This window comes from Halorubrum lipolyticum DSM 21995, assembly GCF_000337375.1.
Lineage (GTDB): Archaea > Halobacteriota > Halobacteria > Halobacteriales > Haloferacaceae > Halorubrum > Halorubrum lipolyticum.
In genome coordinates this window covers 1-19,805 of the sequence record NZ_AOJG01000009.1, presented here as the reverse complement: position 1 = coordinate 19,805, position 19,805 = coordinate 1, and the positions used below count along the sequence as shown (strand labels likewise).

The 19,805-nt window shown below is 68.8% G+C and carries 15 protein-coding genes and 1 pseudogene; 7 read left to right on the top strand and 9 right to left on the bottom strand.

The genetic code is table 11. From position 1 onward, the window contains the following. The first annotated feature begins 395 nt into the window (after nt 1–395). The 4 genes and pseudogenes from glpA (at nt 396) to C469_RS03265 (ending at nt 6,145) form a co-directional block, all read left to right on the top strand. Complete coding sequence (gene glpA / locus C469_RS03280) at nt 396–2,204, top strand: anaerobic glycerol-3-phosphate dehydrogenase subunit GlpA (protein WP_008003850.1); 1,809 nt, start codon at nt 396–398, stop codon at nt 2,202–2,204. Further along, nucleotides 2,204–3,579, top strand: a pseudogene (gene glpB / locus C469_RS03275) (glycerol-3-phosphate dehydrogenase subunit GlpB). The gene glpA and the pseudogene glpB overlap by 1 nt, the downstream one beginning before the upstream one ends. After that, nucleotides 3,576–4,988 carry an anaerobic glycerol-3-phosphate dehydrogenase subunit C gene (locus tag C469_RS03270; RefSeq protein WP_008003849.1) on the top strand — a complete coding sequence of 471 codons (1,413 nt, stop codon included), beginning with the start codon at nt 3,576–3,578 and terminating at the stop codon, nt 4,986–4,988. Before glpB ends, C469_RS03270 begins: the two are co-directional and overlap by 4 nt. Nucleotides 4,989–5,092: 104 nt before the next feature. Beyond that, nucleotides 5,093–6,145 (top strand): hypothetical protein, encoded by a 1,053-nt coding sequence (locus C469_RS03265; RefSeq protein ID WP_008003848.1) that lies wholly within the window; start codon nt 5,093–5,095, stop codon nt 6,143–6,145. A gap of 871 nt (nt 6,146–7,016) precedes the next feature. Here C469_RS03265 and C469_RS03260 read toward each other — a convergent pair. Beyond that, nucleotides 7,017–8,162, bottom strand: a complete 1,146-nt coding sequence (locus C469_RS03260; protein WP_008003847.1) for an acyl-CoA dehydrogenase family protein — start codon at nt 8,160–8,162, stop codon at nt 7,017–7,019. A gap of 137 nt (nt 8,163–8,299) precedes the next feature. Here C469_RS03260 and C469_RS03255 point away from each other — a divergent pair, with 137 nt between their 5' ends. Beyond that, entirely contained in the window at nt 8,300–9,097 is a 798-nt protein-coding gene (locus C469_RS03255; protein ID WP_008003846.1) for an RIO1 family regulatory kinase/ATPase domain-containing protein, read from the top strand. A gap of 31 nt (nt 9,098–9,128) precedes the next feature. On the opposite strand, the gene C469_RS03250 is transcribed toward C469_RS03255, so the two are convergent. The 6 genes from C469_RS03250 to C469_RS03225 are packed head-to-tail and all read right to left on the bottom strand — an operon-like array spanning nt 9,129 to nt 15,101. After that, nucleotides 9,129–10,064: a DMT family transporter gene (locus C469_RS03250; protein ID WP_008003844.1), complete on the bottom strand. Its 936-nt coding sequence runs from the start codon at nt 10,062–10,064 to the stop codon at nt 9,129–9,131. Nucleotides 10,065–10,098: 34 nt separating this feature from the next. Continuing rightward, nucleotides 10,099–10,848 carry an ABC transporter ATP-binding protein gene (locus C469_RS03245; protein WP_008003841.1) on the bottom strand — a complete coding sequence of 250 codons (750 nt, stop codon included), beginning with the start codon at nt 10,846–10,848 and terminating at the stop codon, nt 10,099–10,101. Next, nucleotides 10,845–11,633, bottom strand: a complete 789-nt coding sequence (locus C469_RS03240; RefSeq protein ID WP_008003840.1) for an ABC transporter ATP-binding protein — start codon at nt 11,631–11,633, stop codon at nt 10,845–10,847. Before C469_RS03240 ends, C469_RS03245 begins: the two co-directional genes overlap by 4 nt. Further along, nucleotides 11,626–12,807 carry a branched-chain amino acid ABC transporter permease gene (locus C469_RS03235; protein ID WP_008003838.1) on the bottom strand — a complete coding sequence of 394 codons (1,182 nt, stop codon included), beginning with the start codon at nt 12,805–12,807 and terminating at the stop codon, nt 11,626–11,628. The genes C469_RS03240 and C469_RS03235 overlap by 8 nt, the downstream gene beginning before the upstream one ends. Next, nucleotides 12,804–13,763 carry a branched-chain amino acid ABC transporter permease gene (locus C469_RS03230; protein ID WP_008003837.1) on the bottom strand — a complete coding sequence of 320 codons (960 nt, stop codon included), beginning with the start codon at nt 13,761–13,763 and terminating at the stop codon, nt 12,804–12,806. The genes C469_RS03235 and C469_RS03230 overlap by 4 nt, the downstream gene beginning before the upstream one ends. Nucleotides 13,764–13,772: 9 nt before the next feature. Beyond that, nucleotides 13,773–15,101 carry an ABC transporter substrate-binding protein gene (locus tag C469_RS03225; RefSeq protein WP_049910980.1) on the bottom strand — a complete coding sequence of 443 codons (1,329 nt, stop codon included), beginning with the start codon at nt 15,099–15,101 and terminating at the stop codon, nt 13,773–13,775. Nucleotides 15,102–15,283: 182 nt separating this feature from the next. Between C469_RS03225 and C469_RS03220 the strand changes: the two genes are divergently transcribed. After that, on the top strand, nt 15,284–16,156 hold the full coding sequence (locus C469_RS03220; RefSeq protein WP_008003835.1) for a proline dehydrogenase family protein: 873 nt from the start codon (nt 15,284–15,286) through the stop codon (nt 16,154–16,156). 422 nt (nt 16,157–16,578) lie between these two features. On the opposite strand, the gene C469_RS03215 is transcribed toward C469_RS03220, so the two are convergent. Further along, nucleotides 16,579–17,316 carry a helix-turn-helix domain-containing protein gene (locus tag C469_RS03215; protein WP_008003834.1) on the bottom strand — a complete coding sequence of 246 codons (738 nt, stop codon included), beginning with the start codon at nt 17,314–17,316 and terminating at the stop codon, nt 16,579–16,581. Between the two features lie 89 nt (nt 17,317–17,405). Here C469_RS03215 and C469_RS03210 point away from each other — a divergent pair, with 89 nt between their 5' ends. Beyond that, nucleotides 17,406–18,926, top strand: coding sequence for an aldehyde dehydrogenase family protein (locus tag C469_RS03210; RefSeq protein WP_008003833.1), 1,521 nt, complete (start codon nt 17,406–17,408; stop codon nt 18,924–18,926). A 17-nt stretch (nt 18,927–18,943) separates the two neighbouring features. Here C469_RS03210 and C469_RS03205 read toward each other — a convergent pair. Next, a partial coding sequence (locus C469_RS03205; protein WP_008003832.1) for a transcriptional regulator TbsP domain-containing protein occupies nt 18,944–19,805 on the bottom strand: 862 nt, incomplete at its 5' end.

Sequence of the window (19,805 nt, the reverse complement as noted above, 5' to 3'; positions counted from 1 at the left end):
GGCTCGGTTCGTCCCCCGGACCGTCGAGCGCGACGCCGTCTCCGCCCGTCCGCCGATCGAGTCGCCGTCCGCGCCTCGACCGACGGTCTCCCGGCGACGCCGGGAGCCTCCGACGGCGCCGCAGTCGGCCGGAACGCCGACGAAGCGGACGCAGACGGAGTGGCGGTGTCGCCGCCGCCGCGACATATCTTCACGGAAGCTACCACGCCACTCGTGAACATAATGTACTACCATAATAATCTTCCTGTTAAAATCCGAATTTCGTCGCGAATGAAAAATACACTATATAAATAATCCGGCGCCGACAACGATTGTACTACTTGAACGTCCCTGATTGTTATGAGTGACTCCGCGTAGGAGGTAAAGTAAAGTGGGCGGGGTCCGACCGGATCGACATGGACCAACAGGTGGACGTCGTCGTCGTCGGTGGGGGATCGACGGGGTGCGGCGTCGTCAGGGACCTCGCGCGGCGGGGGCTCGACGCGGTGCTCGTCGAGAAGGGGAACCTGACGCACGGCACGACGGGGCGAATGCACGGGCTCTTACACAGCGGAGGTCGGTACGCGGTCTCCGACCAGAAGAGCGCGCGCGAGTGTATCGAAGAGAACCGGGTGCTCCGCGACATCGCGGGCCACTGCGTCGAGGAGACGGGCGGGATGTTCGTCAAGCGCCCCGAGGACTCCGAGGAGTACTTCCAGGAGAAGCTCGAGGGCTGTCGCGCGTGCGACATCCCGGCCGAGGTTATCGACGGCGAGGAGGCCCGGCGACGCGAGCCGTACCTCGCGCGCGACGTGGAGAAGGCGATCGCGCTGCCGGACGGCGCGGTCGACCCCTTCCGGCTCTGCGTCGCGAACGCGGCGGACGCCCGCGAGCACGGCGCGCGCGTCGAGACCCACGCCCCGGTGACCGACGTGCTCGTCGAGGACGGCGAGATCGTCGGCGTCGAGATCGAACACGAGACGGGGCCCGGGAAGCGCGTCCACCGCGAGCCCGGGACGACCGAGGAGATCCGCGCGCGCCACGTCGTCAACGCGACCGGCGCGTGGGCGGGCAACGTCGGCGAGATGGCCGGCGTCGACGTGGAGGTGCGCCCCTCGAAGGGCGTGATGACGGTGATGAACACCCGGCAGGTCGACACGGTGATCAACCGCTGCCGTCCCAAGGGCGACGCCGACATCATCGTTCCCCACGAGACCGCCTGCATCCTCGGCACGACCGACGAGGAGGTGGACGACCCCGAGGACTACCCCGAGGAGGAGTGGGAGGTCGACCTGATGATCGAGACGCTCTCGGAGTTGGTCCCGGCGCTCGAAGACGCCCGGACGCTCCGCTCCTTCTGGGGCGTCCGTCCCCTGTACGAACCGCCGGGAACCGGCACCGAGGACCCGACCGACATCACGCGCGACTACTTCCTCTTGGACCACGGCGACCGCGACGACCTCCCGGGGATGACGACCATCGTCGGCGGGAAGCTCACCACCTACCGCATGATGGCCGAGTCCATCTCGGATCACGTCTGCGACGCGCTCGGCCACGACGCGACCTGCGACACCGCCGAGGCGCCGCTGCCGGGGTCGGAGAGCGAGGCGCGCATGGAGGAGCTGATGGACGAGTTCGGGCTCCGGTCGCCCGTCGCGCGGCGATCGGGCCAGCGGCTCGGCTCGCGCGCCGACGACGTGCTCGACGAGTACGACCCCAACCCGGTCGTCTGCGAGTGCGAGGGCGTCACGCGCGCCGAGGTGCAGGACGCCATCGGCGACGCGGGCAGCGACCTCAACGCGGTCCGCCTGCGCACCCGCGCCTCGATGGGTAACTGTCAGGGCGGGTTCTGCTCGCACCGGATCGCCGCGGAACTGGCTCAGGAGTACCCGGAGCCGGTCGTCCGCGACGCGGAAGACGAGCTGTACCAGGAGCGTTGGAAGGGCCAGCGCCACGCGCTCTGGGGGCGGCAGCTCTCGCAGGCGATGTTGAACCACCTGCTGCACGCGACGACGATGAACCGCGACGGCGACCCGGCGAGCCTCGACGACGAGGTCGACTTCGGCGCCTTCGACGCGGGTGCCGAAACCGAACCGGTCGGGTCCGACGGGAGCAGAGGCGGCGAATCCGGAGCCGCCGCAACCGACGGGGGCCGCGCAGATGACGACGCGGCGACCGACGGGGGCCGCGCAGATGACGACGCGGCGACCGACGGGGGGATCTGATGGCGATCGAGAGCGACGTGCTCGTCGTCGGCGGCGGGCTGGCGGCGATCACCTCGGCTGTCGCGGCGGCCCGCGAGGGCGCCGACGTGCGCTTAGTCTCCCACAAGTCGAGCACGCTCCGGCAGGCCTCCGGGCTGATCGACGCGCTCGGGTACGTGCCGGCCACCGAGCCCGCGAAGCCCTTACGCGAGGGGCCGCCGACCGCGGGCCGCGAGCTGGACCGCGACGAGTGGCCCGACCCCGAGGGGCCGCTCGCCGACCCCTTCGAGGCTATCGGCCGGCTCCCCGAGACGCACCCCTACCAAATCCTCGGCGCCGACGCGCTCCGCGAGGGGTTCGACCTGTTCGACGACCTCGCGGGCGACGCGTACCGCGGGGGCCACACTGACAGCAACGCGCTTCTCCCGACGTTCGGCGGGAGCGTGAAGCCGACCGCGCGCTACCCGGCCGCCGCCGAGGCGGGGATCGCGAGCGACGACCGACCCGCGCTGATCGTCGGCTTCCGGTCGCTGACCGAGTACGACGCGCGGGCGTTCGCCGGGCGGCTGGAAGCGGCCGGAGTGCCCTTCGACGTCGCCGGCGCCGAGGTGGAGTTCGCCGAGGCGTTCCGGGCCGACACGAAGGTCACCCGGCTCGCGAAGGCGCTCGACCACGACGAGGAGATCGGCGGCGTCCCCGCTCGGGAGGCGCTGGCGAAGGCGGTCGCGCCGCACCTCCACGACGTGGTCGACGAGGCGGGCGGCGTCGACCGCGTCGAGCGCGTCGGGTTCCCGGCGTTCCTCGGCGATCAAGAGGGCGACGCGGTGCGCGCCGAGATGTCCGACCGGCTCGGCGCCGACGCGTTCGAGATCCCGATGGGGCCGCCGAGCCTCCCGGGGCTCAGACTGGAGGACCGGCTGTACGACGCGCTCGACGCGGAGGGCGTTCGGTTCGAGACCGGCAATCCGGTCGTCGGCATCGAGACCGAGGCGGACGGCGCGATNCGGTCTCGGTCGATCGGAAGGGCCGACAGACGCCCTACGGCGCCGACGCGTTCGTGTTGGCGACCGGCGGGCTCGTCGGCAAGGGGCTCGACTCTGACCGCGAGGGGGTCCGCGAGCCCGCGTTCGGCCTCCACGTCGAGCAGCCGGCGGACCGCTACGAGTGGTTCGTCGACGACGCGTTCGGCGACCAGCCGTACGCGCGCTTCGGCGTGCGGATCGGCGAGGACGGGCGCGCGCTGGACGCGGACGGTAACGCGGCGTACAACAACGTCTTCGCGGCCGGCGGGGTCGTCGGCGGCGCGGACGTGGCGCGGGAGAAGTCCGCGAGCGGAGTGTCGCTCGCGACCGGGATAGTGGCGGGGCGGCAGGCGGCGACGGAGGCAACCCAATGACACGACACACGGACGACGACGGAGACGCGACGGGCGCGAACGGAACGGACGGCGGCGACCGCGCTGACGGCCTCGAAACGGACCGCGCCGCCACCGACGGCGGCGTCGAGAGCGCGACCGGCGGGAGCAGCTCGCCCGAGCTCGATCCGGACGCGTACGATCCGGTCGACGTGTTCCCGGGCGGCGATCTCGACCTCCGGGAGGGCGCCGACTCCTGTTACAAGTGCACCAGCTGTGACACCTCCTGTCCGGTCGCCGAGGTCGACGAGGAGTTCCCGGGACCGAAGTTCCAGGGCCCGGAGCAGTGGCGGCTCAAGCGCAAGGAGGACCACGACATCGACGAGTCGATCACGTCCTGTTCGAACTGCATGCGCTGTGACGACGCCTGCCCCTCTTCGGTGCCGCTCTCGCAGATGCACAACGAGGCGCGCGGTCAGTTCGTCGAAGAGCAGATGGAGAAGCTGTCGGTGGAGTACGTCCGCAACCGGATATTGGCGAACTACCGCACCTCGGCGCGGCTGGCGAGCGTCTTCCCGCGGACGGCCTCGTTCGCGATGAACTTCGGTCCGGCCCGCTGGGCGATGGAGAAGGCGATGGGCATCCCGAAGGAGCGCGACTTCCCCGAGTTCGCCACCGAGACGTTCCGCGAGTGGTGGAAGGCCCGCGGCGGCGCGCAGGTTCAGAACCCCGACAAGCGGGTCGCGTACTTCCACGGCTGTTACTCCAACTTCAACACGCCGGAGGTCGGCAAGGCGATGGTGCGGGTGTACGAGCACTTCGGCTACGAGGTATTGGTGCCCCCGCAGAAGTGCTCCGGGACCCCGATGTTCGCGAACGGGATGCTGAAGGACGCGCGTCGGCACGCGGAGACGAACGTCGAGAGCCTCGTCGAGGCGATCGGCGACGGCGCCGACGTGATCGCCTCCTGTACCTCCTGTTCGCTGTCGCTGCGGCAGGAGTACCCCGAGCTGTTCGACATCCACGGGATCGAAGACGTCTCCGAACACACCTACGAGGCGCTGGAGTACCTCCGGATCAACGAGGACCTCGAGGGCGAGTTGGCCGAGAGCGAACTCGCCGACGAGCAGTCGTTCGCCTACCACGCGCCGTGTCACGCCCGCAATCAGGGGCTCTCCCGGCAGGCGGTCGAGACGTTCCGCGACGTCGACGGCGTCACCATGGAGGACGTGGGCGACTCCTGTTCGGGGATCTCCGGCACCTACGGCTGGAAGGAGGAGAAGTACGAGAAGTCGATGGAGATCGGCGCGGAGATGTTCGAGCACATGGAGGACGCCGAGGGCGACGTGGGGATGACCGAGTGCCCGACCTGCGCGATGCAGATGGAACACGGCACCGGCTACGAGATCAAACACCCGCTTCAGCTGCTCGAGGACGCCGTCGTCGCGTAGAACCGCCCGACTGCGGCTCGTCCCCGTTCGTTCTCCCGTCCCGATTTTCAGACGAGATAACCGCGAAGGAACGTTTATTTCTGGATATCTGATAGCCAAAGCACGTGACGCTCGCACAGTTCCTCGACCAATTCGACGGCGCCGATCGGTCCATCGTCGTCGTCAACCGCACCGACCCGGACCCCGTGTTGAACATGCTCGTCGACACGTTCGGGGAAGACGCGGTGAACGTGGTCGACGAGACCATGGGAGGTATCGAACGACCAGGCGACACGGGCGGACTGATCGGCGGCGAGTCCGACGAGCGCGAAACCGATGGCGGTCGTTCCGACCCCGGCGAAGAGCTCACGACCCGGGAGTTCACGACGGATCGGATCACCGACCGGAACGGAGCGAGCGCGACGCGACAGCCCGCTGACCGACCCGAGCCCGGAGACGACTGCCCTGCGATTAACGTCGACGCGCTCCGGCGGCACGAGGACGTGCCATTCGACGGTGACAGGCTCGGGGAACTGGAAAACCTCGCGCTGCTCGTCGAGGGCGACCGGGTAATCGCGGGGTCGACCTTGGACGAGCTCGGCAACGCGGTGCTGCTCGTGAACTCGGACCTGTACGTCACCGGGGCTCGGACGCTCGATGACGTCGACCTGCCGTCGGTGATCAGCGGGCTCACCGACACGACCTTCACGCTGCGCGGGTATCCCGAGTCGAACCGACAGAAGCTCCTGCTCATCACCATCTCGCGGTTCATCGAGCGAGCCGCGTGGCAGGCCGGCGACGGGACGCTCCGCTCGTCGTTTCAGCGCCTCTCGCGCATCGACGACGAGGTCGGCACGCGAAGCGTGTACGAGCGCGTGTCGACGGCCGGCGTCGACACCCACCTCTACGGCGTCCCGGACGACCTCCCGCGCGACCTCGACGCGGTGATCCACGGGGGCGACACCCGGGACTTCACCGACAGCTGGTTCGTGGTGTACCGCCCGCTGGAGGGCCCTCATTCGGTCGATGTCGACCCCGGAAACGACCTCAAGCGGGGGATCGAAGGTGGCGTGGGACTGCTCGCGGTCGAGACCGAACCGCGGATCTGGCGCGGGCTCTGGACCTTCGAGGCCGACCGGGTCCGGTCGATGAATCGGTACATCGAGCGGAACCTGTAGGGCGGGCGTCGACCGCACTCCGCTGGCGATCTCTCGGTGACGGCGCGCAAAATTCGCGGGTATTCCGGAACAGCGGTGCGCGATAGTGGAAGTAGGTATTGCAGGTCGGTGGTGACAATACGATATGTAAATAGCTGTGAGCCACAGCGACGATCGCTTATAAAAGCGACGCGGTGGCGTGCGCCTGCGAGCGCCCACCGGGCGCGAGCAGCGAGGGACCGGAGGTCCCTCTGGCAGCCGGCGGCAAAGCCGCCGGCGACAGCCCGCACGAGGGAGTCGGACCGGCGCAGTCGCGCCGGTCCGACGAGGCTGGGGAGGTGTGAGGTGCGGTTGCTGTGCGGTACGGGGTGGGACTCAAAGGGGCAGTTGCGAGGGCGAAGTCCGGCGACGTAAGCACCGCAGTGAAGGAGCGGTAGCGACTGAACGAGGAGCGCAGCGAGCCGCGCGAGTCCCGCGAGCAACGCGAGCGGGACCACGAACGTCGCAGCCCGCGCAGCGAAGCGAGCAGGAACGACGTTCGGAGGTCCNGCCGCGCGAGTCCCGCGAGCAACGCGAGCGGGACCACGAACGTCGCAGCCCGCGCAGCGAAGCGAGCAGGAACGACGTTCGGAGGTCCTCGCGACTGGGGCTTTGCAGGTGTTCACCGCGTCGTCGATTGTTCAGAAACCACCGCTGGCGACACCACTCGATCGGTTATAAATGGTCTCACTCGCGACGTGCTATACCTACTCCCGCAATTGATCGAGAAGCCCACGCAGTTCCCGAAACGACCGACTCCGTGTCGTCTACGTCGCCGGACAGACGCCCCGCGCAGGAGACGGGGTCACACGAGGCGACGAGCGGGCTCGTTTATAAACGTCGACTCTCCGGTTTAAAGGCCCAACTCGCGCCCCAACACGACGTGTTGGATCTCGCTCGTCCCCTCGCCGATCTCCATCAGCTTCGCGTCGCGGTAGAAGCGCTGCGGGGCGAAGTCGGTGGTGTAGCCGTAGCCGCCGAGCGTCTGGACCGCCTCCTCGGCCACCTCGCGGGCGGCCTCGCTGGCGTCGAGCTTCGCCAGCGCGGACTCCCGGGTGACCGACTCGCCGGCGTCGTATCTCGTCGCCGCCTTGTGCGTGAGCAGGCGCGCGCGCTCCGTCTGCCGGTGCATGTGGACCACCTTGTCGCGGATCGCGTCGAACTTCGCGATCGGCCTGCCGAACTGCTCGCGCTCGCCGGCGTACTCCTTCGCGGCCTCGTAGGCGCCCTGCGCGAGCCCCACCGAGAGCGCGGCGATGGAGATCCGCCCGCCGTCGAGCGTCTTCATCGTCTGCGTCCACCCGTCGCCCTCCTCGCCGAGCAGGCGGTCCTCGGGGATCCGCACGTCGTCCAGCGATATCTCGCAGGTGGGCGAGCAGTTGAGCCCCATCTTGTCCCAGACCGTCGTCACCTCGAACCCGTCGTCGTCGGGGTCGACGATGAACGTCGAGATGCCGTCGTAGCCCGCGTCGGGGTCGGTGACGGCCTTCACGAGGACGCTGTTGGCGACGCTCGCGTTCGTGATGAACTGCTTCGTCCCGTTCAGCACGTACTCGCCGGCGTCCGCGTCGCGCTCGGCGGTCGTGTCCATGTTCGAGGCGTCCGAGCCGCTACCGGGCTCCGTGAGCGCCCACGCGCCGATTTCGCCGCCCTCGGCCAGCGGCCGGAGCCACTCCTCCTTCTGCGCCGGCGTCCCGAACAGCTCGATCGGCTTCGCGCCCAGCGAGGTGTGAGCGGCGTACGAGAGCCCGATCCCGCCGGAGACGCGGCCCAGCTCCTCCGTGACGAGCGCGTACATGAGCTGGTCGCCGCCGAGCCCGCCGTACTCCTCGCTCACCGGAACGCCCATCACGTCGAGGTCGTTCAGGTCGGCGAACACCTCGTCGGGGAACCGGTGCTCGTCCTCGATCTCCTGGGCGATCGGCCGGATCTCGGACTCGCAGAAGTCCCGGACGGTGTCGCGGATCATTCGGTGTTCCGCGGGCAGCTCGAAGTCCATGGGCAAGAATTGCGACGCGGCGGCATAAACGATACGAACGACCGTGATCGATCTCGCTGGACGCCGACGAGCACAATCGCGTCGTCCGCGCCGGTCCGACGTGACCATTTATGCGTCGGGGTCGCCTCGGACCGTCCATGGAGCTCCGCCGGCTCGTGCGCGGTCGCGTGGACTGGCCCGACATCGAGCGGGTCGTCCGCGAGCTGGCGGACCGGTACGACCGCGACGAGATGCGGGTGCGCTTCCTCGACGCCGACAACTGGCTGTCGACCCCGATGGTGATCGACGACGACCTGTTCGTGAAGGTGATCACTCGCCAGAACACGCTCGTCCACGCGCTGTTCACGACCGGGCGGAACCTCGGCGCCTTCTCCGCGGGCACCGAGGGCTTCTTCGAGCGCTACGAGACCCCCTACGAGATGGCGCGCCACGAGCTGGAGGCCACGCGGAAGGTCCGCGAGATCGGCGTCAACGCCCCGGAGCCGATCGAGGCGATCGAGGTCGGCGACCTCGGCGTCCTCGTGCTGGAGTACCTCCCCGAGTTCCGGACGCTCGACGAGCTCGACGCCGAGGATGTGGCGGCGCTCGCCCCGTCGCTCTTCGCCACCCTCCGGACGATCCACGACGCCGGGCTCGCCCACGGCGACCTCCGCGCCGAGAACGTCCTCGTGCGCGACGGCGACCTCTACGTCATCGACGCGACGAACGTGAGCGAGGAGGGGCGCGAGTCGGCGCGGTCGTACGACCTCGCGAGCGCCCTCGCCGCGCTGGAACCCCTCATCGGCGCCGCCGACGCGGTCGACGCCGCGCTCGGCAGCTACTCGACCGACGAGATTCTGGCCGCCCGGCAGTTCCTCGACTTCGTCGCGATCCGTCCCGACCACGAGTTCGACGCCGCCGGGCTCACCGGCGAACTGGAGAAGCGGGCGACGTGAGGCCCGGCGTCGCCGCGCGGTCGCCCGCCGATCACTCCGCGGCCGCGTCCGCTGTGCCCTCCGTCGTCCCCGCGCGCTCACGGCTCACGACCCAGATCCCGACGGTCATCAGCGCGCCGCCGGCGAGGAACCCCGACCCGAGCGACTCGCCGAGCAGCGCGGCCCCGAGCGCCGCCCCGACCGCGGGCTGCGCGAAGAAGAAGACGGCGACCGTTCCCGCGGGCACGTACTCGAGGCCTTTGTACCAGAGGTACCACGCCGCCGCCGTCGACGCCAGTCCGAGGTACAGCACGGCCGCGACCGACTCCGCCGTCAGCGGGATGTCGGTCGGCGAGATCCCGAGGCGCCACAGCTCGCCGGCGGCGAGGAGACCGAGCATCGGGACGCTCGCCAGCGAGGAGTACGTCGCCGCTCGCAGCGCCCCGTGACGCCTGACCGCGCGGAGCCCCCAGACGGTGTAGCCCGCCCACGCCGCGCTGCCGACTAAGAGCAGCGCCACGCCGAGGGCGTTGCCCGCGGCCGTCGACGCGAGGTCGTACTGCCCGGCGAGGACGACCGCGGTCCCGACGCCGGCGACGGTCATCCCGCCGGCCTTCGCCGCCGTGACGCGCTCGCCGAGCACGGCCGCGCCGAGCAGAACCGTGAACACTGGCGTGAGAACCGTTAATAACGATCCCTGACTGGCGTTGGTCAGCTCCGTCCCGACGAACTGGGTCGCGACCGTCAGCGTCACCCAGCCGCCCAACACGACGAACGCCGGCCACTCGTCGCGGGACGGCGCCGGCCCGCCGCGGCCGGCGACGACGAGCCAGAGCGCGCCGGCCCCGAGCGCGACCCGGAGGAAGCCGAGTGTCACCGGCGGGATCAGCGCGAACCCCCACTTGCTGACGACGTACATCCCGCCCCACAGCGCCGCGGCTGCGAGGGGTGCGAGCGCGAACGCGTATCGACCGATACCGGATGACATTCGGGGGTGAGTCGCGAAAGGAAGGCGCGGAGACTCAGCCGCCGAGGTACAGCTGGGAGACCTCCTCGTCGTTGAGCAGCTCCTCCGGCGTGCCCTCGAAGCGGACCGTCCCCTGATCGAGGACGTACCCCCGGTCGGAGATGCCGAGCCCCTTCGTCACGTTCTGTTCGACCATCAGGATCGCCGTGTCCATGTCGTTGACCTCTTGGACGTCCTCGAACACGTCGTCGGCCGTGTTGGGCGCGAGCCCCGCAGACGGCTCGTCGATGAGGAGCACGTCGGGCTCCATCACGAGCGCGCGGGCGAACGCCAGCACCTGCCGCTGGCCGCCGGAGAGCGTCTTCGCCTTCGCGGTCCGCTTCCGGTCGATGATCGGGAACCGGTCGTACAGCGTCTCGATCACCTCGTCGAGCCCGCCGTCGCGGGCGACGCCGCCCATCCGGAGGTTCTCGTCGATCGTCAGCGAGCCGAACACGTTGTCGGTCTGGGGGACGTACCCGATCCCCTCGCGGACGATCTCCTCGGGCGCCATCCCGCCGATGTCGCGGCCGTGGTACTCGACGGCCCCCGTCCACGGCGTCAACATCCCGAACGCCGTCTTGAGGACCGTCGACTTCCCGGCCCCGTTCGGACCGACGAGACAGACGATCTCGCCGGGGTCGAGCCGGACCGAGCAGTCGTCGAGCACCTGTACCTCGCCGTACCCGCTGTCGACGCCCGACAGCGAGAGCACGGGACCGGCTCCGTCGGTGGCCCCTGCGGGCCGAGTGGTGTCGTCGCTCATGTGCCGCCTCCGAGGTACGCGTCGATGACGCGATCGTCGTTTCTGACCCCCTCCGGGGTCCCTTCCGTCAGGACGTGCCCCTGGTCCAAGACGACGATCGGGTCCGCCAGGTCCATCACGAACTCCATGTCGTGTTCGATCAGCAGGAACGTCGTCCCCTGCTCGTTGAGCCGTCGGATCTGCTCTTTGAGCTTCTTCGCCAGCGTCGGGTTCACCCCCGCGACCGGCTCGTCGAGCAGCAGCACCTCCGGCTCGGCGAGCATCGCCCGCGCGAGCTCGACGAGCTTCATCTGGCCGCCGGAGATGTCCGTCGCGGGCTGGGTCGCGAGGTGGTCGATCTCGAAGTCCTCCAAGATCCGCTCCGCGTCGGCGAGGTTCGCCGACTCGCTCTCTGAAACCGACCCGGGCGTGGCGAACAGCTTGATAAAGGACTCGCCGGGCTGGTTCCGCGGCCCGACGAGCATCGCCTCGCGCACCGTCATCCCCTCAAGCTTGCGGGGGGTCTGGAACGTCCGGATGAGCCCGTGCTCGGCGACCTCGTACGGCTCCATCCCAGTCACGTCGGTCCCGTTCACCTCGACGGTCCCGCCGTCCGGCTCGTAGAAGCCGGAGATGAGGTTGAACAGCGTCGATTTCCCGGCGCCGTTCGGCCCGATGAGCCCGGTGATGGTGCCGCGCTCGACCGCGAACGTCGCGTGATCGGTCGCCGCGAGCCCGCCGAACGACTTCTGGAGGTCGTCGACGCGGAGGACGGCGTCCTCCTTGGGGAGCGCGCCCTCACTCATCGCCACCACCTCCTTTCTGTTCGCGGACGCCGCTGTCCGGCGTCTCCGGCGTCCCCCGGTCGTCGACGGCGCTCGGCCAGATCAGCTCCCGCTGCGGCGGGAGGATTCCCTGCGGCCGGTAGCGCATGACGGCGACGATCACGACCCCGATCAACAGCAGGCGCATCGGCGCGGGGTCTATCGGGAGCGCCACGTCGTTCAGGAAGCGGGTCCCCTCGCGGATCGTGACGATCACGATGCCGCCGAACAGCGCACCGCGGTTGGAGCCGCTGCCGCCCAGTATCACCGCGACCCACGCGTAGAACGTCGTGATCGGGTCCAGATCGCCCGGACCGACGTAGAGGTTCAGGTGGGTGTAGAACACGCCCGCCAGCGCCATGATCAGGCTGCCGAGGATGAACGACTGCATCTTGAACGAGTAGGTGTTCTTCCCGAGCGCCCGCGCGAGGTCCTCGTCGGACCGGATCGTGCGCAGCACCCGGCCCCACGGCGACTGGTGCGCGCGTCGGAGGACAAAGAACGTCACGCCGGCGAACGTGAGCACGAGCAGGACGTTCAGCAGCGACTGCCAGAACGACGTCCCGAGGATGATCGGCGAGCCGGGGATCACAACCAGCCGGAGCCCCGGCATCGTCTCCGGGAACGTCGAGAGCACCGGCCACCCCTGGAAGAAGCTCGGAATGCCGCGCACCCCCGCGCTCCCGTTCGTCAGCCAGCGCTCGTTGAGCACGACCAGCCGGACGACCTCCGCCAGTCCGAGCGAGGCGATGGCGAGGTAGTCGGCCCGGAGCCGGAGCGTCGGGATGCCGATGAGCAGCGCTAACACGAGCGCGACGACGAGCGCGACGACGAGCCCGACGAGCGGGTTGAACCCGCCCGCAATCGGCGAGCTCTCGGCGGTCATCAGCGCGGAGCCGTACGCGCCGATCCCGAAGAACGCGGCGACACTGAAGTTGATCAGGCCGGTGAACCCCCACTGGGCGTTGAGTCCGAACGACAGCAGCGCGTACATCCCGGCGAGCCCGACGAGGAACAGGAAGTACGTCGGGCCGAGCGCGCCGGTGAGCAGCGCCCCGAGGAGGAACAGCATGAACGCGACGCTGACACCGAGCACCCATCTTTCCGGACGAGTCAGGTCGGCGAACGCCCCTTTCGGGTCATCGAGGAAGCTCATGTCGCCCCCTCCCCGGCGATCCCGTTGGGACGGATCAACAGCACGACGACCATGATCACGAACGCGATCGCGTTCGCGTACTCGATGGTTATCAGATTCTCGAGCAGGGTCGCGAGCCACCCCGGCCCGATCGGTAGCGCCTCGACGACGTTGGAGAAGAACGGCGTTAACTGGGTTATCATGCCGATGAGGAAGCCGCCCGCCATCGCGCCGTAGACGGAGCCGATCCCGCCGAGGATCACCGCCGCGAAGATGACCAACAGGAGGTTGAATCCCATCCGCGGCGAGAGCTGGTTAAAGAGTCCGAGGAACACGCCCCCCGCGCCGGCGAGCCCGGCGCCGATGACCCACGTCCACAGCTTGACCCGTTTCGTTCGGATGCCGCTGACTCGCGCGAGGTCCGGGTTGTCGGCCATCGCGCGCATCTTCCGGCCGAGGTCGGTGTACTGCAACAGGACGTGTAGTCCGGCGACGAGGACGACCGCCGAGGCGACGATCGCCACGTCGTGGAGCGTCACTCGGACACCGTACGGGAGGAGCGTCTCGATCGGGCGCAGCGACTGGATCCCGAACCGGGTAAAGTCGGAGCCGAACCGGATCTGGATCACCGCGCGGTAGATGAACGCGATCCCGATCGACGTGATCAACAGCCCGATCGAGTCGACGTCAAGCGGCTCATAAATGAGCTTCTCGGTGCCGACTGCGACGATCGCCGCGACGGCGATCCCCACGACTAAGGCGAGGAAGAAACCGTACGGCAGCCCCAACACCGCGCCGCCGAGCCCGCCGACGGCGCCGAACGTCACGAGCGCCGTGTACGCGCCGATGGTCATCGTGTCGCCGTGCGCGAAGTTCGCGAAGTCGGCGATGCTGTACACCAGCGACAGCCCGATGCTCCCGAGGACGATGATGCTACTGAAGACGAGCCCGTTCGCTAGGTATCCGAGGACGGTCATCTGTCGGGATCAGCCTTCGATGAAGTCGATGCCTTCGTAGTCGTGATCTTGGACCTCTTGCACTTGGAGGAACCCGATCGGGTCCCCGTTCTCGTCGAAGTCGATGGGGCCGCTGACGCCCTGGTAGTCGACGTCGTCCGGGCCGCCGCCGTCCGCGAGGATTTCACTGGCGGCCTCGAAGGAGGTCACCTCCTCGCCGTCGGGACCGGAAACGCGCCGCACGGTGTCCTGGAGCGCCTCCCCGGTGAACTCGTCGGCCGCCTGGATCGCGAGCGCGGCGTTGATGACGCAGTCGTAGGCGTACGCCGCCCAGGAGGTCGGCTGCCGGTCGTACTCGTCCTCGAAGGCGGACGCGAACGTCTGATAGTTTTCCTCTTCGACCGGCGCGGACGGCACGACGATCTTCATGCCGTCCATGCTCCCCTCGGGAGTGTTCTCCAGCACGTCGTCGCCGGAGACGGAGTCGGCGCCGTAGAACTGCGCCTCGTACCCGGACGAGAACACTTCGTTGACCATAGTCGCGAACTCCGCTTGATAGGTGATGAACAGCCACGCCTCCGCGTCGGAGCTGTCCATCTCCGAGATGACGCCGGAGTACGACGACTGGTCCCCGTCGTGTGAGTTCTCGTACGCGATCTCGCCCTCCCACGCGTCGACGAACGCGTCGGCGAGGCTCTGCCCGTAGTCGTTGTTCACGTAGGTGAGCGCGACCTCGTCGTAGCCGTCCTCGGCGATGAGGTCCGCGAGCGCGTTCGCCTGGCTGAGGCCCGACGGCGACATCCGGAGCAGCCCCGGGAAGTCCGTGAGCTCGAGCCCCGTGGAGTTCTGACTGAGCTGGACGACGTCGGTCCCCTCGACGACGCTCTCGTAGATGGCCAGCGAGACGCCCGAGCCGACCGCGCCGATGAGGAACGGGACGCCGTCCTGATTGACGAGCTTCTGCGCGGCGGCGATGCCGCCCTGGTTCTCGCTCTCGGAGTCCTCGACGCTGATATCGAGTTCACGATCGTTGATCCCGATCTCGTTGACGTGCTGTAAGGCGAGGTTGACGCCGCGCTGGTTCCGCTCGCCGAACGACGACAGCGACCCGGTCTGCGAGTCGACCATGCCGATCTCGTACGCTTCGGTCGAGTCGTCGTCGCCGTCGGAACCGTCGCTCCCGTCGTCGCCGTCGGAACCGTCGCTGCCATCGCTTCCGTCGCTTCCGTCGCTCCCGTCGTCGCCGTCCCCGCCGTCGTCGGTGGTGCTGAGACAGCCCGCGAGGCCGACGAGGCCCGCTCCGCCCGTCAGTTTCAGTAGCGTTCTCCGGTCGGTCAGGTCCATGCTATCTCGTGACATATGTTACCTGTAGTGTCCGTGGACGTACGGGTATCTGAAACCCTACCCGTCCATGGTCGGTGAAGACGGATATCACCCCACAGGTGGCGCAATATTTGCGATATCGGATTTTTATCTTTAATTATACTACGAAATAATTGGTCGGGTGGCGTTATATCCCGGTCGGGTACTCCCTTGTTCGTATGATACCGCCCATCGCGAGCAACTTCGTCGCCGGCGAGACGCCGGAGGCGGCGCTCGCGCACGTCGAATCCCTCAACGATCGGGGCGTGGCTGGCATCCTGAACCTCCTCGGCGAGCACTACGAGGACCGGGCCCCCGCCGACGCGGACGCGGACGCGTACGTCGACCTCGTGGAGGCGATCGCCGACCGGGGGGTCGACGCCTGCGTCTCCGTGAAGTCGAGCCAGATCGGCCTCGACATCGGCGACGACGTGTTCGAAGCGAACCTCGCGCGCATCGTCGAGGCGGCCAACGCCCCCGCGGCGACCGGGCCGGACGGAACCGGCACGTTCGTCTGGATCGACATGGAGGACCACGAGACCACCGACGTGACGCTCGACGCGTTCGAGCGCCACGCGGTCGAGACCGACGGCAACGTCGGCGTCTGCGTGCAGGCGAACCTGAAGCGCACGCGCGAGGACCTCGAACGCCTCGCCGACCTCCCCGGGAAGGTCCGGCTCGTCAAGGGGGCGTACGACGAGCCTCCGTCGATATCGTACACGGAGAAGGCCCGCGTCGACGAGTCGTACCGCGACTGCCTCGCGTACATGTTCGAGGCGTTCGACGACGGCGTCGCCGTCGGGAGCCACGACCCCGCGATGATCGAGTACGCGAGCGAGCTCCACGCCGAGCACGGGACGCCCTACGAGGTCCAGATGCTGACCGGGGTCCGGGAGTCGGCGCAGTTCGACCTCGCCGCCGACCCCGACGTCGACGCCGAGGTGTACCAGTACATCCCGTACGGCTCCAAGTGGTTCTCGTACTTCTACCGGCGGATCCGGGAGCGGAAGTCGAACGCGCTGTTCGCGCTGCGGGCGATCGTCGGGCGCTGAGGGATTTCGGTCGGTGATCGGTGATCAGGCGCCGTCGGGCGCTTGGCCTTCAGAGAGACTCGCTTCGACGGCGGCCGATCACGCGACATGACCCGTGATCGATTGCGGGAGTATGTGTGTCAGTTCGGTTGATCGGCTGTTTATAAGCGATCGGGTGGTGTTGCTGGCGGCTATTTATCTGTCGACTACGCGCTGAAGACCTCCAACGCCCCAGCGGCGAGGCGCTTCGCGGGCTGACGGCCGCTCACCGGCTCGCGCACCGCACGACTATTTATAAGCGATCGACGCCGTCGCCCGTGACTATTTAAATATCTCATCGCTACCGACGATCTGCAGCACTCACTCCCGCTGTCGATCGCGTCGGGCTCGGAACGTCTCTCCCGTCGAGCGGTTCGACGGGGTCGGCCGCCGGCGATCGCCGGTCACGGGTCCAGTAGCTTCGCCTCCGCCTTCCGGAGGTGTTCGAGCAGCGTCGTCTTCGAGACGTCGAGGTCGTCGGCCAGGTCGCGCGTCGACGCCTCACGGGGCCACTCGTAGTACCCCGCCTCGCGGGCGTGCTCGTACACCTCCCGCTGGGTCGTGGTGAGCGTGTCGAGCCGCTGTTCGCGGGGGGACTGCCCCGGCTGCCCCGACGACGACATCGACTGGACGGTCACCTCCGCGCCCGCGCGCTCCTGCACCGCGTCGAGCGACTCCCGGATCTCCGTGCGCTCGCCGACGAAACACACCTGCCACTCCTCGCGGCCGTCCTCGATCCGGACGGGAGCGCTGTGGACGAAGCCGTGTTCAAGCAGCGTCGGACACATCATGTCCGCGGGGTCGTACTCCAAGAAGAACTCGCGCACGACGTTGCCGGGGGCGTCGCGGGCGCGCCCGAACCGCTCCTGCAGTTCGAGGAGGTCGCCCGCGCGGTCGGACGCGCGGATCGCGTCGAGCAGCTCCTCGACGTCCTCGTTCGTGTCCGCGAAGGCGGTGAACAGCCCGTTCACCGAGTTCGGCGCGTCGCCGTTCGCCTTCGGTGAGTTGTAGATCGCGTGGGCGAGGACGCCGCCGTCGGTCTGTCCCGTCGCTTCGATCGCCCAGCAGTTCGGGTGCCACAGGTCGAGCGTGAGCCGGGTGCCGGACCACTCCTCGGCACCGCCCGGGTCGGTGATTGCCATCGTTACCCTTCCTATGGCACTACATCACAAAGAGCCTGCCGACCATGGTCGGGTGGGATATTTGGGCGTGGCGGCGGAAACCACCGCCTATGTCGGACGCGTATCAACACTACATCGACGGCGAGTGGGTCTCGGGCACGGGCTCGGAGACCTTCGAGAGCGAGAACCCGGCGACCGGCGAGACGCTCGGCACGTTCGAGCGCGGGACCCCGGAAGACGTCGAGGCGGCGGTCGACGCCGCCGACGCGGCGTTCGAGGAGTGGCGCGAGCTCTCCCGGATTCAGCGCGCGGAGTACCTCTGGGACGTGTACCACGAGCTGCGCGAGCGGACCGACGAGCTCGGCGAGATCGTGACGAAGGAGTGCGGCAAGGAGATCTCGGAGGGGAAGGCCGACGTGGTCGAGGCCGCGCACATGGTCGAGTGGGCCGCGGGCGACGCCCGCCACCCGAAGGGCGACATCGTTCCCTCGGAGATCCCGGCGAAGGACGCGTACATGCGCCGGAAGCCGCGCGGCGTCACCGGCTGTATCACTCCGTGGAACTTCCCGGTCGCGATCCCCTACTGGCACATGGCCATCGCGCTGGTCGAGGGCAACACCGTCGTCTTCAAGCCCGCCGAGCAGACCCCGTGGTGCGCGCAGATCATCGCGGAGATGTTCGACGACGCGGGGATCCCCGACGGCGTGTTCAACATGGTGCAGGGGTTCGGCGACGCCGGCAACGCGATCGTCGAGCACGAGGACGTCGAGACCGTCGTCTTCACCGGCTCGGCCGAGGTCGGCCACCACATCCAGGACAAGCTCGGCGGCGTCCCCGGCAAGCGCGTCGCCTGCGAGATGGGCGGCAAGAACGCGATCGTCGTCACCGAGGAGGCGGACCTCGACACGGCGGTCCACTCGGCCGTGATGTCCTCGTTCAAGACGACGGGACAGCGCTGCGTCTCCTCCGAGCGCCTCATCGTCCACACGGACGTGTACGACGAGTTCAAAGAGCGGTTCGTCGAGGTGGCCGAAGACGTCGCCGTCGGCGACCCGCTTCGAGAGGACACGTTCATGGGCCCGCTCATCGAGGCCGAACACTTCGAGAAGGTCTCGGAGTACAACGAGCTCGCCCGCGAGGAGGGCGTGAACGTGCTCGTCGACCGGACCGAGCTCGACGCCGACGAGATCCCGGACGGCCACGAGGACGGCCACTGGATCGGTCCCTTCGTCTACGAGGCCGACCCCGACGCCGACCTCCGCTGTACCCACGAGGAGGTGTTCGGGCCGCACGTCGCGCTCCTGGAGTACGACGGCGACATCGAGCGCGCGGTCGAGCTCCAGAACGACACCGAGTACGGGCTCGCCGGCGCCGTCGTCTCCGAGAACTACCGCCAGATCAACTACTACCGCGACCACGCCGAACTCGGGCTGGCGTACGGCAACCTCCCCTGTATCGGCGCGGAGGTCCAGCTCCCGTTCGGCGGCGTCAAGAAGTCCGGGAACGGCTACCCCTCCGCGCGGGAGGCCATCGAGGCGGTCACGGACCGCACCGCGTGGACCCTGAACAACTCGAAGGAGATCGAGATGGCGCAGGGGCTCTCCGCGGACATCAAGACGAAGGACGACTAGGCGCCGCGACCGTCCGTTTATAAGCCCGTTTTTCGAAGCGCCGCGAGCGCCCCGCTCGGCGACGACGCGTCCGCCAGCGCGCCGCGCGCGACGAGCCGCTGGCGGGGGCGCCCCACCGGCTGCGAGACCGACTCCGTCCCGAGGAGGTCGGCCTCGACGAGGTCGCGTTTTATCCGGGTGAACGTCGCCGAACTCCCGAGTCCGGCGTCTTCGCAGGCGCGCCGCAGGTCGCGGTCGAGGGCGCCGCGGCGCGCGCCGGCGACGTACGTCCGGACGCGAGCCCCGCCGCGGTCGAGGGGATCGCCGTCGGCGTCGGTGTCGGCGTGGCCGTCGGCGTCGATGTCGGCGTCCAGGAGTCGCACGGCCTCGTCCGCCACCGCGTCCCCGCACAGCTCCCGAAGCGCCCCGTACAGCCGGTGGCGGCTCGGGGCGCGTATCCGGACCGGCTCCGCGTCGGCGACGACGCCGTCGTAGCGCTCGTGGAGCGTCGCGTCGGCGCCGATCCGGCACCACGCCCCCCCCTCTCCGTCGCCGTCGCGCCCGGCCGCCGCCTCCTCGCACTCGCCTGCCACTGTCACGAGCGCGCAGCCGTCGGACCGCCCCGCGAAGACGGCGTTCGGCTGCGGCTCCGCGAGCGTCCGCAGGTCCCAGACGCCCGCCTCCGCGAGCGCCGCGAGACGGGTGGCCGGGTGGAACCGGTCGGCGAGGGCGTCGACGACCCGGTCCCGCGCCAACACCGTGAGCGTCTGGAGACCCGCGGCCGACGAGAGCGGGTCTTCGTCCGCTCGCGCGGCGGCGCGCAGCGCGTCGAGGTCGGGGTCGACCGCCGCGGGCGCGGCGTCCCGGTAGGCCGCGGCGAGCGCCGCCAGAAGCGGCGGG